Annotated in this window: 10 protein-coding genes; 8 read left to right on the forward strand and 2 right to left on the reverse strand. The window is 63.8% G+C overall.

Annotation, left to right across the window (positions count from 1 at the left end; translation table 11 throughout):
* Positions 1-3 precede the first annotated feature (3 nt).
* From sufC to sufU, 4 genes are read left to right on the forward strand one after another with little or no spacing between them, the layout of a single operon-like run.
* The gene (gene sufC / locus J2T57_RS10285; RefSeq protein ID WP_253477841.1) at positions 4-753 is read left to right on the forward strand and encodes a Fe-S cluster assembly ATPase SufC; all 750 of its coding nucleotides are present in this window, start codon (positions 4-6) and stop codon (positions 751-753) included.
* 30 nt (positions 754-783) lie between these two features.
* Positions 784-2,112, forward strand: a complete 1,329-nt coding sequence (gene sufD / locus J2T57_RS10290; protein ID WP_253477577.1) for a Fe-S cluster assembly protein SufD — start codon at positions 784-786, stop codon at positions 2,110-2,112.
* On the forward strand, positions 2,109-3,371 hold the full coding sequence (locus tag J2T57_RS10295) for a cysteine desulfurase (protein ID WP_301289298.1): 1,263 nt from the start codon (positions 2,109-2,111) through the stop codon (positions 3,369-3,371). The genes sufD and J2T57_RS10295 overlap by 4 nt, the downstream gene beginning before the upstream one ends.
* Positions 3,368-3,862: a Fe-S cluster assembly sulfur transfer protein SufU gene (sufU, locus tag J2T57_RS10300; RefSeq protein ID WP_253477580.1), complete on the forward strand. Its 495-nt coding sequence runs from the start codon at positions 3,368-3,370 to the stop codon at positions 3,860-3,862. Before J2T57_RS10295 ends, sufU begins: the two co-directional genes overlap by 4 nt.
* Here sufU and J2T57_RS10305 read toward each other — a convergent pair.
* Both J2T57_RS10305 and J2T57_RS10310 read right to left on the reverse strand, forming a co-directional pair.
* Entirely contained in the window at positions 3,846-6,146 is a 2,301-nt protein-coding gene (locus tag J2T57_RS10305; RefSeq protein WP_253477583.1) for a methyl-accepting chemotaxis protein, read from the reverse strand. The genes sufU and J2T57_RS10305 overlap by 17 nt on opposite strands.
* Before the next feature lie 199 nt (positions 6,147-6,345).
* Entirely contained in the window at positions 6,346-8,811 is a 2,466-nt protein-coding gene (locus J2T57_RS10310) for an acyl-CoA dehydrogenase (RefSeq protein WP_253477586.1), read from the reverse strand.
* Between the two features lie 204 nt (positions 8,812-9,015).
* Between J2T57_RS10310 and J2T57_RS10315 the strand changes: the two genes are divergently transcribed.
* From J2T57_RS10315 to yoaA, 4 genes are read left to right on the forward strand one after another with little or no spacing between them, the layout of a single operon-like run.
* Complete coding sequence (locus J2T57_RS10315) at positions 9,016-9,537, forward strand: disulfide bond formation protein B (protein WP_253477588.1); 522 nt, start codon at positions 9,016-9,018, stop codon at positions 9,535-9,537.
* 4 nt (positions 9,538-9,541) lie between these two features.
* Positions 9,542-11,860 carry a penicillin-binding protein 1B gene (mrcB, locus tag J2T57_RS10320; RefSeq protein WP_253477591.1) on the forward strand — a complete coding sequence of 773 codons (2,319 nt, stop codon included), beginning with the start codon at positions 9,542-9,544 and terminating at the stop codon, positions 11,858-11,860.
* On the forward strand, positions 11,857-12,363 hold the full coding sequence (locus J2T57_RS10325; protein ID WP_253477593.1) for a tetratricopeptide repeat protein: 507 nt from the start codon (positions 11,857-11,859) through the stop codon (positions 12,361-12,363). The genes mrcB and J2T57_RS10325 overlap by 4 nt, the downstream gene beginning before the upstream one ends.
* Entirely contained in the window at positions 12,360-14,282 is a 1,923-nt protein-coding gene (gene yoaA / locus J2T57_RS10330) for a DNA repair helicase YoaA (RefSeq protein ID WP_253477596.1), read from the forward strand. Before J2T57_RS10325 ends, yoaA begins: the two co-directional genes overlap by 4 nt.
* Positions 14,283-14,336 lie beyond the last annotated feature (54 nt).

Consider the following 14,336-nt stretch of genomic DNA (forward strand, 5'->3'; position numbering starts at 1 on the left):
GCAATGCTGGAAATCAGGAACCTGCGGGCTTCCGTGGAAGGTGAAGAAATCCTCAAGGGCATCAACCTGACCATCGAGGCGGGTGAGGTGCATGCAATCATGGGCCCCAATGGCTCCGGGAAAAGCACCCTGTCCAAGGTGCTTGCCGGGCATGACGGGTATGAGGTGACCGAAGGTGAAGTGATCTACCAGGGCAGGAACCTTCTCGAGCTTGAGCCTGAAGAGCGCGCTCGGGAAGGCATATTCCTGGGGTTTCAGTATCCGGTGGAGATCCCCGGGGTCGCCAACAGCTATTTTCTGAAGGCGGCGGTCAACGCGATTCGCAAACATCGCGGTGAGCCTGAAGTGGAGGCTGTTGAATTCCTCAAGCTTATCCGTGAACGGATGAAGCTGGTGAAGATGGATGACAACCTGTTCAAGCGGCCCGTGAATGAGGGCTTCTCCGGCGGCGAGAAGAAGCGCAACGAGATCTTTCAGATGGCGGTGCTCGAGCCGACCCTGGCGGTGCTGGACGAGACCGATTCGGGCCTGGACATCGATGCCCTCAAGACGGTGTCGGAAGGGGTCAATGCGCTGCGCTCTCCGAGTCGCGCCTTCCTGTTGATCACCCATTATCAGCGCTTGCTCAACTACATCCAGCCTGACCATGTGCATGTGCTGGTCAAGGGGCAGATTGTCCGCTCCGGCGGCAAGGAACTGGCCGAGGAGCTGGAGCATTCCGGCTACGCGCTGTTTGAAGAGGACGCGGCCTGAGCCGCCTCCACGACCGAGCAGGGGAGCAACATGTCTGCAGTTGCGGAAGAAAAGAGTGTTTACCTGGCCGACTTCGAGGCGCAGGCGCCGGCGGCGGAACCCGCCTGGCTGCGAGAGCGTCGGGAAGCCGGCATTCGCGCCTTTGAAGCCCAGGGCTTTCCGGGACGTCGCGTCGAGGCCTGGCGCAACGTCAAGTTGAATGCCCTGGCCCAAGAGCATTTCCGGCCGGCCTCGACACTGGGCGCCATTCCCATGGCGTTGGCGCCAACGGCGGCACTGATTCCCGAGGCGCACCGCATGGTGTTTGTTGACGGCCACCTCAGTGAATCGCATGAGTCCATGAATGCGCTGCCGGCTGGCGTTGCCGTGCGCCGTCTGCCAGAGGCGGTGGCATCGGAGCCGGATGCCCTTCAGGCCGATCTTGCGGCCCGGGCCGAACTCGACCATCACCCGTTTGCAGCCCTCAATACGGCTTTCTGGTCCGATGGCGTCGTGGTGGACGTTGCTGCGGATACCGCCGTCGATCAACCGATAGTTCTGGTCTTCATGGCCAGCGAGGCCGCGGCCGGAGTTGCCGTCTACCCACGTGTTCTGGTGCGCACGGCCGCCGGTGCCGAGGTGGAACTGGCGATCGTGCATGCCGGGCCGGATGGGCTGTCGTACATGAGCTGCCCCGTCGTGGAAGTCTCGGTGGGCGACAACAGCCGGGTGACGCTGCATCACCTGCAGGAAGAGGGCGACGGCGCTTACCATTTTGGTCTGGTGCATGCCGATCTGGGACGTGATGCCAGGTTTCATGCGCACAGTTTCAGCACCGGCGCCAAGATCGGACGCACCGACTTCTACGTCAACCTGAACGGCGAGGGCGCCCACGCGGAGCTTGGTGGCTTGTCGCTGGTCAATGACGGCCAGTACACCGACTACCACACGTGGGTACGACATCAGGTTGGGCACTGCACCAGCGAACAGCTCTTCAAGGGCATACTCGATGGCAAGGCCGAGTCGGTGTTTGACGGCCTCATCCGGGTTGCCAAGGATGCCCAGAAAACCGATTCCCAGCAGCAGAACAGAAACCTGCTGTTGAGCCCAAGGGCTCTGGCGCATTCCAACCCGCGGCTTGAAATCTACGCTGATGACGTCAAGTGCGCCCACGGGTCCACCGTGGGTCAGCTGGACAAGGACGCGCTGTTCTACCTGCGCTCCCGTGGCATCGGTGAAAAAGACGCCCGAGGCCTGCTCACCTTTGCGTTTGCGAACGACATGCTTGAGGCCGTCGGTATCGAATCCCTGAAGCAGTACCAGCGAGAGCGCCTGTTCGGCATCCTGCCCGGCGACGAGGCGGCGAAGGAGTTGTCATGAGCTCTGTGAATCCGGTAGTGCAGTCTGCGCCCGTGGCGCTGGATATCGCGGCCATCCGACGCGAGTTTCCGGTTCTGGACCAGCAGGTCAACGGCCACCCGCTGGTCTATCTCGACAATGGCGCCAGTGCCCAGAAGCCCAATGCCGTGATCGAGGCAGAGGCGCAATGCTATCGGGAGTACTACGCCAATATTCACCGGGGTGTGCACAGCTTGTCGCAGCGTTCCACCAGCGCCTTTGAGGCGGTGCGTGGCAAGGTACGGCAGCTGCTCAACGCGCCCTCGGAGAAGGAAGTCATCTTTACCCGTGGCACCACCGAGGGCATCAACCTGGTGGCCTACAGTTTCGTTGAACCGCGGCTGCAGCCCGGCGATGAAATTCTCATCACTGCCATGGAGCATCACTCCAACATCGTGCCCTGGCAGATTCTCTGCGAGCGCACCGGCGCCAAGCTGGTGGTGGTGCCGATATCCGACGCCGGAGAGATCTCGCTTGAGGACGTGGAAGCGCGGCTCTCCGAGCGCACCCGGATCGTCAGCATCATTCATGTCTCCAATGCGCTGGGAACGATCAACCCGGTGAAGCAGGTCGTGGATCTCGCCCATGCCCGGGATATTCCCGTGCTGGTGGACGGTGCCCAGTCGGCACCGCACATGCCGGTGGACGTTCAGGCCCTGGGTTGCGATTTCTTCGTGTTCTCCGGCCACAAGCTTTACGGTCCCTCTGGTGTGGGCGTGCTCTGGGGCCGCTACGATCTGTTGAAGGCCATGCGGCCCTGGCAGGGCGGGGGCGACATGATTCGCTCGGTCACTTTCGAGAAGACCGAGTTCGCCGACCCGCCAGCCCGCTTCGAAGCCGGTACACCGAATATCGCCGGCGTGATTGGTCTGGGAGCGGCGGTGGACTGGTTCATGGCACTGGATCCCGCTGCCGTGGCGGCCCATGAAGCCGATCTACTCGCCTACGCCACCGAACAGGTCGGCGGCATTGCTGGCGTACGCCTCATCGGCACGGCGCACGAGCGGGCCGGGGCCTTGTCGTTCGTGATGGAAGACGCCCACCCCCATGACATTGGCACCATCCTCGATGGATATGGCGTGGCGGTACGAGCCGGGCATCATTGTGCGGAGCCGGTCATGCGGCGGTATGGGGTGCCAGCAACGGCACGGGCTTCCTTTGGCGTGTACAACACCCGGGAAGAGGTCGATCGCCTGGTCATGGCCATCGGCAAGGTTCGGGAGCTGTTCGGGCCTCGATGACCGAGCAGTCCCCGGCAGCGCTCTATCAGACCGTGGTGATCGAACACAACCGATCACCACGCAACTTTCGCGTCGTAGAGCCGTGCAGCCATGCCGCCACCGGGCGCAATCCCGTGTGCGGGGACACAGTGATCCTGCTTCTGCGAGTCGATGACCATGGACGCATCGCCGATGTCGGATTTCAGGGCGATTCCTGCGCCGTGACCACGGCTTCCGCTTCACTGCTCACGGTCAATCTGCTCGGGCAAACCGTCGACGACGCCCTCGAATTGGCTCGCTCGGTGGAAATCATGATTAGCCAGGGCGATCGCGTCGCGGATTCGGCTCCGGGCCGAGACGATCTGAATGTGCTCGCGGACGTGCGTCACTTTCCCGGCCGCTGCAATTGCGCAAGGCTTCCCTGGATGACGCTGCAGACTATGCTGGGCGAGCAGGCGGACCCCGTCGCGAAGCAGAGTGCTGCAGCGCTCCAGGTTACGGTAGATAGATGATCCGCACCGCGCCCCAGTGACGGCCGTTTACCATCACCGGCGAAGACGCATCCATGGTCAGGACAAAACGATCGCCCATGTTGCGTCGGTAGGCCTGTAACAGGAATGGTTTTTCATTTTTCGCTGCGGCCAACCCGACTCGATCGTCGAACATGCGACGGTTGCGGCAATTGGCCGCGTTCCACAACGGATCGTCGGGCCGTTGCGGCTGTGACACGTGCTGATTGTGGGTCGCGATGTGGCCATGATCATCCGTGGTACAGCAGGCCAGGATGGTATCCGCTGCCTGGTAGTGGGGTTCCTGTATCGCCGGCAGGACCTCGTCCGTGAAGCCGGTGTAGCGGGTCAGATACTGCTTTGGATCGGAATCGGCAATCGGGCGATAATCCCGGTCGAACAATTCCTCAAGGCTGATGCGCTGGTCTCTGACTGCTTGCTCGAATGCGGCGGAGACGCTTCGAGCCGCCTCCCGCGCCCGGCTTATCATGTCCCGCTCCGGGGTCTCCAGTTCGCCGTCGTTGACCAGATTGAGCAAGGCCTCGGCCTTGCCGAGCACACGGTTGCCGTCTTCCTGCATTTCCTTGAGGTGTTCCGCCGAGATCGCGCTCTCGCGGCTCAGACCCGTGAGATGGTCCTGCATGCTCGCGCACAGCGCCCTGATGGCCTGCACGGCTTCCACGATCTCATTTGACTGGCGGTCCACGCCCGCCATTGCCTGGCCGATACGCTCGACAACTTCGTCCAGTGAGCCGGTGGCTGCGCGGACTTCCCGCGCGCGCAAACTGCCCTGCGCACCGATGTCGGCCAGGGTATGAGCCTGCACCGTAAGCCCGTTGAGTGTGGTTTCGATGTCGGTGGTGGCCTCGCTGGTCTGTTGGGCCAGTTGCTTCACCTCGTCCGCCACCACTGCAAACCCATGACCTGCCTCGCCGGCGCGGGCCGCCTCGATGGCCGCATTCAACGCAAGCAGATTGGTCTGCTTGGCGATGCCGTCAATGCCTCGGGCAGCCTTGGTGATGCGTGCGAGCACATCGGCCAAGCCGGTGAGATCCTGATGGATGCCGGAGACATCGTCCGCCAGAGCCTGCATGGAGGTGATGGATTCCGTCACGGTGCTTGCCGCGTTGGCCACATCTTGCGCTGCCGTCGCCGCGACATGCTGGGCACCGCGAGCAGCCTCGTCCACCTCGCCATGATGCTGACCGAGGGTCTCTGTCATCTGTTGCAGCTGCTCGAACAGTGCTGCCTGCCGATCGACACGACCGGCAATGGCGTCCACGTTGCCGGCGATATCCGAGGTCTCAACGGCAATCCGGCGGCCATGCACGGCCGCCTGCGCAACGGCGTTGGCGCCGATCTGCCCGTCCTTGCCCAGTGACCCCAACGCCGTAGCGGTCTCCAGTAATCCCGCGGCGCGTTGCTGTGCTTCGCTGACGGCATTGTCGGCCTGGGCGACATCCTGGCGCATGCCGTTCAGACCGTCGACGGTCTCTCTGCAATGTTCGTCGATCGCGCTGACGGCGCTGCCGATACGATCGGATTCCCGTTCCACGTCAGCCATGGCTTCTGCCACTGCTGCCATCATCGTGGACAGGGTTTCTGCACCTTGCCGAACGCTTTCCGCACGCTCGGTTCCGGCGGCGCCACGATCCATCAGTCGATCGATCCGGCTGGTCAATTCTTCCAGCAGGGCGCGAATGTCCGCTGTCGCTTCGCTGGTCTGCCTCGCCAGCTCCTTGACGTGTTCGGCGACCACTGCGAAGCCGCGGCCCACTTCGCCGGCCCGGGTCGCCTCGATGGTCGCGTTCAGGGCGAGGAGATTGGTCTGCTTGGCGATGCTCGTGATGCCGGCAGCGACTTCCGCGACCCGATCAAGGGCGCTTTTCAGTCCGCCCACCTGATGCTCGATGGTACCCACCGATTCGGTGAGTTCACCAACGGCCTTGACGGCCTGCTCGATGGTGTCTTTCCACGCCGACACCTGGGTCGACGCTTCCGAGGCAGACTCCCGGGCACGGCCAGCTGATGTATCCACCGTGCGATTGCGCTGGTCCAGGTCCTCTGCCGAGTCGAGCAACTCGCGATACTGGGACGCTTCGCGGGCGACCCGTTCCGAGATGCGATCGAGGCCCTCGGCCATGTTCCCGGTAATGTCGCCCAGTTCCGTGCCGAGTGCGGCAATGCTGCCAAGTACCTCTGTGTAGTCACGGGGTGCACGGCCCACGGACTCGGTGACCAGGCTTGCCGTCTGGCCGGAACTTCTGAAAAAGCCGAACAGGTTCATCGAATCTTTTCTCCCGCCCTCGCCGCGATGGATAAACCGTCGCTGGTGTACTCCCTGAGTGCTTTAACGGCAGCCATGGCCGCCGCTTGAGCCGCACCATGGGCGGCACAATGTTGCTACTGTGCTGAAGGATAAGAGACTTTTCCGTGGTCACTGTCACAGATGGGCGGGATCAGCGGTGGATCCCGCCCTTCGCAGGTCACGCGGCCCTGGTCTGTTTGCGTCGCGGCTTGCCGGGTAGCACGTCGGTTGGGCTGAAGTCGTCAACGGCGATGACCGTGCGCCTTGCCGCATCCGCCTCACGCAGCGTTGCTGCCTCGTGATCGCTGATCAGGCCCTTTGCCAGGGCGGCGTCGGCGAGTTCTTCCCACAAGGCAGGCTGCAGGGCACCCTCCTTGATCGCCTTTTGAACCCTGGCCTCTATGGGGGCAGCGGCGATCACGCGATCCACCGCGTGCAGCACTGCCCCGGCACCGTCCTCCGGATCGGCGCTGCGGTAGGCGCCAGCGACCAGGCGGTCCAGTGCCGGGTTCGGCTCCATCAGCAGGCGTGCCACCTTGGCTCCGGTCCGATCGTCCGGGCCGCGCAGGCGACGTCCCAGGGGGAAGATGATCGGGCGCAATACCGCGGCGACGACCCGGTCGGGGAAATTCTTCAGAACTTCGTCGAGGCGGAGTTCGATCATCGACAGGCAGTGCGCCATCGCCCACTGCAGCAGTGGCAGATCCTCGGACGGGCGGCCCTGATCCTCGTAGCGCTTGAGGCAGGCGGAGCCCAGGTAAAGGTAGCTGAGGACGTCCCCTAGCCGTGCCGAGATGCGCTCCCGGCGTTTGAGCGAGCCGCCCAGCACAAGCATGCTGCAGTCCGCAAGCAACGCGAAGGCCGCCGAGAGGCGAGTCAGCTGTCGATAGTAGCGTCGGGTGGATCGTCCCCCCGGTGTGCTGAGCAGCCCCCCGCCGGTCAGGCCCAGCAGCAGCGAGCGAGCCGCATTGCCAGCACCAAATCCCAGGTGCTCCATCAGTAGTGCGTCAAAGTCCTCGGCGGCCTGCTCCTGATCCGCTTCCCGGGTGAGCAGCATTTCCCGGAGCACGAAGGGGTGACAGCGGATGGCGCCCTGGCCAAAAATCATCATGTTGCGGGTGAGGATGTTCGCACCCTCGACGGTAATGCTAATGGGCGCGGTCTGGTAGGTGCGGCCCAGGTAGTTGTTCGGGCCCAGGCAGATGCCCTTGCCACCGTGAACATCCATGGCGTCGTTGACGCACTGGCGCATGCCCTCCGTGAGGTGGTATTTCACTACAGCGGAGAGCACCGATGGTTTCTCGCCGAGGTCCACGGCGCCCGCGGTCATGGTGCGGGCCGCGTCCATGAGGTAGGTCAGCCCACCAATCCGGGCCAGAGCCTCCTGGATGCCTTCGAACTCGCCAATGGGCATCTTGAACTGTCGACGCACGCGGGCGTAGGCACCGGTATGCAGGGCGCAGGCCTTCGCCGCGCCGGTGCCGCCTGCGGGCAGTGAGATTGAGCGGCCGACGGACAGGCAGTTCATCAGCATCATCCAGCCCTTGCCCACCATGTCGCGACCGCCGATGATCCAGTCCAGTGGAATGAACACGTCCTTGCCGCTGTTGGGGCCATTCATGAAGGCCGCATTCAGCGGGAAATGGCGGCGACCGATATTCACACCGGGGGTTTTCGTGGGAATCAATGCCAGGGTGATGCCGAGATCCGGTTCATCGCCCAGCAGGCCGTCGGGGTCGTAGGCGCGGAATGCGAGGCCCAGCAGCGTCGCCACAGGCCCAAGGGTGATATAGCGTTTCTCCCAGGTCAGTCGCAAGCCGATTACTTCTTCGCCTTGCCAGTCGCCCTTGCAGACAATCCCGTAGTCGCGCATGGACCCGGCCGCATCCGAGCCGGCTTCCGGGCTGGTCAGGGCAAAGCAGGGGATCTCTTCGCCACGGGCGAGACGCGGCAGGTAGTGGCTGCGCTGCGCCTCGGTGCCGTAATGCATGAGCAGCTCGGCAGGTCCCAGCGAATTCGGCACCATCACGGTGGAGCCCAGGTCGCTGCAGCGGCTGGCGAGCTTCATGGCAATCTCGGAGTGGGCAATGGCCGAGAAGCCCTTGCCGCCATACTCCTTGGGGATGATCAGGCCGAGAAATCCCTGGCTGCGGATGAAATCCCAGGTCTCGGGTGAGAGATCCATGCGCTTGAAGGTGACGTCCCACTCATTGGTCATTCGGCACAAGTCTTCGGTGGGGCCGTCGAGGAAGGTCTGTTCTTCATCGCTCAGGCGGGGTGATGGGTAATGCAGCAGTGCGTCCCAATCCGGATTGCCGGAAAACAGTTGCCCATCCCACCACACGGTACCCGCCTCGATAGCCTCGCGTTCCGTCTCCGACATGGCGGGCAGCACCTTGCCGAACCAGTGGAACAGCGGTCGGCTGATATAGCGACGCCGCAGCCCCTCGACATTCAGTGGGATGGCGATGAGCGCGAACAGCAGCCACAGGAGCAGATTGACGGTCCAGTGCAAAGGGCCTGCCACCGTCATCAGCGCCAGGTACACCGCCATGATGGCGGTTCCAGTGAGCAACCAGACACCGGCGTAGGCCACCACTGCCGACAAGCCGATCAATCCAATGAGCCAGAGTATTGTTGCCATGGGTCCTCCTGAGGGCTGTAGGCAGCTTGGCGCCCGTTTCCATACGCTAGCGTATTCTATTCTGCCTTGCCCGGCCGTGGATCGAAACACTCGACTGCTCTGCGTCGCCTGGCGGTCCGCCTGGGCCCGATCTGTTACACTGCCGCCACCATATGGTGGACCTGCGTCGAAAGCGGGCCGCGCCTTGGGGGGTGGGTAGACCGCATGACAGTGAGCTGGATCGAATGGCGTCGTCTGCGCGGGGCCAACATGCTGGGATTTCTGGCCTGTGCCGGGCTGCTTGGTGGCGCGTATTATCTCGAGTTCGTGGTCGGCATGGAGCCCTGCCCGCTGTGCATTCTTCAGCGTCTTGCCATGTTTGCGCTGGGTATCGTGTTCCTGCTTGCCGTGGTTCACGGGCCACGGGGCCGCGGCCGCTTCGGTTACGCATTTCTGATTCTGCTGTCCGCGGGTACCGGCGCCGCGATCGCCGTGCGGCATCTCTGGCTGCAGAGCCTGCCACCCGATCAGGTACCGGCCTGTGGGCCCGGGCTCGATTTCATGGTCGAGGCGTTCCCGCTGCAGGAAGTGCTGATGATGGTTCTCGAGGGGTCCGGCGAGTGCGCCGAGGTGGAAACGTTGTTCGGTGTGACCCTGCCGGGCTGGACGCTGGCGGCGTTCGTTATCGTCGGCCTGTACGGTTTCTGGGTAAACGTGAAGCCGAGGGAGCGGCTGATCTGGGCCTGAAGCAATGAATCGACCTCGCCGTCGTCCACGCCGCAGCCCCGGAAAAGGGCGCCGGCCGGCGCGTAAATCGCGACTGCGCCGGATCATCCCGCCGGTCCTGCTGGGCCTGGTGATACTCACGGCCGGCTGGCTGGTGTCCGTCGATCGTGCCGTGCAGTCCCGTTTTGAAGGCGTCCAGTGGACCATTCCCGCCACCGTCTACGCCCGGCCGCTGGAGTTGCACGCCGGTCTGCAGCTAACCCGCCCGCAAGTCCTGCTGGAACTCGACGCCATGGGTTATCACGAGTCGGCGAGCCTGGAGCGACCGGGCACATGGCGCCCGGCGAATGGTGCAGTGGAGCTGTTCAGTCGTCGCTTCGCCTACTGGGACGGGGATGAATCCGCCCGGCGCCTGCGCCTGGAGTTTGGTGACGGCCGAATTTCCCGGGTCAGGGATGTTGACAGCGGTGCCGAGGTTGCTCTGGCCAGGCTCGATCCCGCCCGCATTGGCAGCATACTTCCAAGCCATCGGGAAGACCGCTTGCTGGTGCGACTGGGGGACGTGCCACCCACGTTGATCGCCGGGCTCATCGTGGTGGAGGACCGTGGTTTCTTCAGTCATCTGGGGCTTTCGCCCAGCGGCATCGCTCGCGCCGCGCTTGCCAATCTGCGCGCCCGGCGGGTTGTCCAGGGGGGTAGCACGCTCACCCAGCAACTGGCGAAGAACTTCTATCTCAGTCGCGACCAGACCCTGTGGCGCAAACTGAACGAAGCCGTCATGGCCGTGATCATGGAGTTGCGCTACGACAAGGAAGCGATCCTCGAGGCCTACCTGAACGAGGTCTATCTTGCCCAGGCACCGGATCGCGCGATCCATGGCATGGGTCTCGCCTCCTACCACTATTTCGGGCAATCCATCGACGCGCTGTCACTCGAGCAGCAGGCCCTGCTGGTGGCCCTTGTGCGTGGTCCGTCGCGTTATCACCCCTACCGCCACCCGGAGCGCGCCATGCAGCGGCGCAATCTGGTGCTTGATCAGATGGCGGCGGCCGGTGTGGCGTCCCCCGTGGATGCGGAACGGGCGAAGGCGCGCCCGCTCGGTGTTGTGCCCCCGAGGCGCCAGCTTGAGTCGAGCTATCCGGCATTCATGACGCTGGTACAGCGCCACCTCCAGCGGGATTATCGAAGGGAGGATCTGCAAACCGAGGGGTTGCGGATTTTCACCACCCTGTCACCGTCGCTGCAGGCTTCTGCAGAACGGGCACTGGCTACCCGGCTGGAGAATCTCCCGGATGTCGAGGGCGCTGTGGTGCTGCTCGACCCCCAGTCCGGTGAGGTGCAGGCGCTGGTTGGTGGCAAGGACCCGCGCTACGCAGGATTCAACCGGGCACTGGATGCGCGGCGGCAGATCGGGTCGTTGGTGAAACCGCTGGTGTATCTCACCGCACTGGAGCAGTCCAGTCGCTATGGGCTCGGGACGGTGCTGCCCGACGAGCCGTTGACGCTGGAGGATCGGGCTGGAAGCCCCTGGGAGCCGAGGAATTATGATCGCCAGTATCGTGGGCCGGTGCTGCTGGTGGAGGCTCTGGCGCATTCCTACAACTTGCCGGCCATTCACCTCGGGATCGAACTCGGACTGCAGCAGGTCGCGAGAACCGGCGTGCGCCTGGGGGTGCCCGATCCGGGGCGTGTTTATCCCGCCTACCTGCTGGGTACGCAGGCCCTGACTCCCCTGGAAGTGGCGGAGCTCTACCAGGTCTTCGCATCCGGCGGATACCGGACTCCGGCCCGCTCCGTGCGTGCCGTGACCCGGCAGGACGGCAGCCGTCTGAATCGTTATCCTCTGGCCGTCGATCAGGTGGCAGAAGGCATTGCCATCGAACTGGTCAATGCCGGGATGCAGGCTGCGGTGCAGGTTGGCACGGCGCGGGGGTTACGTACGCGCCTGCCCGGCCAGGCTGCGGGGGTCGCCGGCAAGACCGGCACCACCGACGATGGTCGGGACAGCTGGTTCGCAGGGTTTTCCGCGGATCGCCTCGCTGTAGTCTGGGTTGGCCGTGACGATAATCAGCCGACGGAACTCACCGGTGCCAGCGGAGGCTTGCCCGTCTGGGCGGACATCATGGCGGACGCGGCTTTGCGGCCCTATATTCCGCGCCATCAGGACGCCCTCGAGGCTGTCTGGATTGATCGGACAACGGGGTTGCGATCAGACGAGGGCTGTACCGGTGCCATGCAGTTGCCCTATCGCCTCGGCGCTGCCCCTGATGAATGGACCGACTGTGGTCGCCGCGCGGCATCGCCGGCGCGGGGCGGCGGCTGGTTGAGAGGGCTCTTCAGATGAAGCGCAATCAAGCGTATTTACACGGTGTCATACTGCTGCTCGGCGTGTTTCTTGTGGGTTGCGCTGCACCGCTGGATCCATCGGCGCGCACGTCGCCGCAACCAGAGGCACCCCAAGCCGAACGGGCCGAGCCTTCACCCGAGCCGGATTCCCGGGAACAGGACGTCCCCGCCGCGGCTCGGGCGCTCCAGGATCAAGCGGAAGCCGCATCTGCAGAAGGCGACCATGAGCGTGCAGCAGCCCTGCTGGAGCGGGCCATCGGCATCGCGCCCAATCACCCGGTCCTGTGGCACAACCTCGCAGTGGTCCACTATCGACAAGGTGATTATCGTCAGGCGGAATCCATGGCCCTCCGATCTCTGGATGTCGGTTCAGGTCAGGCCAGCCTGATGCGCAGGAACTGGGAGCTGATTGCTGCGAGCCGTGATCAGGCCGGAGATCGGGATGGGGCCAGTGCGGCGCGGGAGCGCCTGCGTACGATCCCTGCGGGACAGAGGGAATGAGCGAGATCGAACGCTACTTCGAGCCGGAAGGGGCCCTGGCCCAGTCCATCGATGGGTTCCAGACCCGCGAGGAACAGCTGGCCCTTGCCCAGGCAGTGGAAGCGGCGATTGCCAAGGGTGGAACCCTGGTGGCGGAGGCGGGCACCGGCACCGGAAAGACCTTCGCCTACCTGCTGCCGGCTCTGTGCTCCGGCCGTCGGGTAGTAATCTCCACCGGAACACGCACCCTGCAGGATCAGCTCTACCAGAAGGATCTACCGCTGGTTCGCCAGGCACTGGACCTCCCCGTTCGCACCGCATTGCTGAAGGGCCGCTCCAATTATCTTTGTCTCTACCGGCTGGATCGGGCCGAGCTGGACGGAAGGCTGGAGTCACGCGAGGCGGCAGCCGACCTGCAGGCCATTCGTCAATGGGCAAGCCGGACGCGTACTGGTGACATTGCCGAGCTCTCCGACGTACCCGCGGAGCAGCCGATCTGGATTCGGGCAACCTCCACCGTGGATAACTGCCTTGGGCAGGAGTGCCCACAGTTCGGCGAGTGCTTTCTGATGGAGGCGCGACGCCGGGCCCAGGAGGCGGAGCTGGTGGTGGTCAATCATCACCTGCTCATGGCGGATATGGCGCTGAAGGAGGGCGGCTTCGGCGAAGTGCTGCCCGCCGCCGATGCCTACGTGCTGGACGAAGCGCACCAGTTGCCGGACATCGCCGCCCAGTTCTTCGGTTTGAATTTTTCCAGTCGCCAGATCATGGACCTGTTGCGGGATGTCACCGCCGATTATCTGAGTGAGGCCGGTGACGTACCGGAAATGACGCCGGCGATAGAGACGGTCCGGCGGGCCACCCAGGACCTGCGCCTGGCTCTCGGACATGGCAAGCGCCGCGAGGCCTGGACTGAGGTTGAGGACGATCCGCAGGTGGCGGATGGCCTGGACGCACTGGAAGCCGCCCTGTCCGAGCTGCAGTCCCTGCTCGAACCGCTGGCCGCGAGGGGAAAGGGCCTGGAGTCGTCACATCGACGTGCGCAGGAATTGGGAGCATTGCTGGGGCGTTTCCGTGCCAACGAGGAAGAAGGCTCGGTGCGCTGGTTCGAGACCCATGCCCAGAGCTTTCTGTTGAGGCTCACCCCACTTGACGTGGGCGCACCGTTCCACCGTCACATGGAGCGGCATCCGGCTGCCTGGATCTTTACATCTGCCACACTCTCGGTGAACCGAAGTTTCGACCACTTCCGCCGTCGTCTGGGGCTGGATGAGGCCGACGAGCTGCAGCTCGACAGCCCCTTCGATTACGGCAACAACGCCTTGCTCTATGCGCCCAAGGGACTGCCCGCTCCGAACATGCCTGCCTATGACCAGGCGTTCCTGCGTGAGGCGCTGGTGGTTTTGCGGGCAAGCCGCGGTCGGGCCTTCGTGCTGTTCACCAGCCACCGTGCTCTACGGCATGCGGCGGAATGGCTGCGAGAGCGGCTGGACTATCCGTTGCTGGTGCAGGGTGAGGCGGCGCAGCATGTTCTGCTGGAGTCATTCCGGCAGCAGGGAAACGCTGTGCTGCTTGGCACGGCGAGCTTCTGGGAGGGGGTGGACGTCAAAGGATCCGCGCTGTCTGCGGTGTTGATCGATCGCTTGCCGTTTGCATCGCCGGGGGACCCGGTCACCCGGGCGCGGATCGATCACTTGCGTCGTAACGGCGGCAATCCCTTCGTCGATTTTCAGTTGCCCAATGCGGTCATTACCCTGCGCCAGGGCGTAGGACGCCTGATCCGCGATGAACGCGACACCGGTGTGCTGATGATCGGCGATCCGAGACTGACGACGAAGAGCTACGGCAGGCAGTTTCTCAACAGCCTTCCCGCCATGGCCCGGACCCGTGAAATCAGCATCGTCCGGGCCTTTCTCGAGTCGGAAGAAACCGTTGAGTAGAGCGAAAAACAGGCATGACAACGGGTGCCATGCCTGTCGAATTTCCGATGAATC

Source organism: Natronocella acetinitrilica (assembly GCF_024170285.1).
GTDB classification, from domain to species: domain Bacteria; phylum Pseudomonadota; class Gammaproteobacteria; order Nitrococcales; family Aquisalimonadaceae; genus Natronocella; species Natronocella acetinitrilica.

What these genes read in the sequence shown, in the direction of transcription:
- sufC (WP_253477841.1), top strand. Translation starts at nt 4, where the DNA reads ATGCTGGAAATCAGGAACCTGCGGGCTTCCGTGGAAGGTGAAGAAATC.
- yoaA (WP_253477596.1), top strand. Translation starts at nt 12,360, where the DNA reads ATGAGCGAGATCGAACGCTACTTCGAGCCGGAAGGGGCCCTGGCCCAG.
- J2T57_RS10325 (WP_253477593.1), top strand. Translation starts at nt 11,857, where the DNA reads ATGAAGCGCAATCAAGCGTATTTACACGGTGTCATACTGCTGCTCGGC.
- sufU (WP_253477580.1), top strand. Translation starts at nt 3,368, where the DNA reads ATGACCGAGCAGTCCCCGGCAGCGCTCTATCAGACCGTGGTGATCGAA.
- sufD (WP_253477577.1), top strand. Translation starts at nt 784, where the DNA reads ATGTCTGCAGTTGCGGAAGAAAAGAGTGTTTACCTGGCCGACTTCGAG.
- J2T57_RS10315 (WP_253477588.1), top strand. Translation starts at nt 9,016, where the DNA reads ATGACAGTGAGCTGGATCGAATGGCGTCGTCTGCGCGGGGCCAACATG.
- J2T57_RS10305 (WP_253477583.1), bottom strand. Translation starts at nt 6,146, where the DNA reads ATGAACCTGTTCGGCTTTTTCAGAAGTTCCGGCCAGACGGCAAGCCTG.
- J2T57_RS10295 (WP_301289298.1), top strand. Translation starts at nt 2,109, where the DNA reads ATGAGCTCTGTGAATCCGGTAGTGCAGTCTGCGCCCGTGGCGCTGGAT.
- J2T57_RS10310 (WP_253477586.1), bottom strand. Translation starts at nt 8,811, where the DNA reads ATGGCAACAATACTCTGGCTCATTGGATTGATCGGCTTGTCGGCAGTG.
- mrcB (WP_253477591.1), top strand. Translation starts at nt 9,542, where the DNA reads ATGAATCGACCTCGCCGTCGTCCACGCCGCAGCCCCGGAAAAGGGCGC.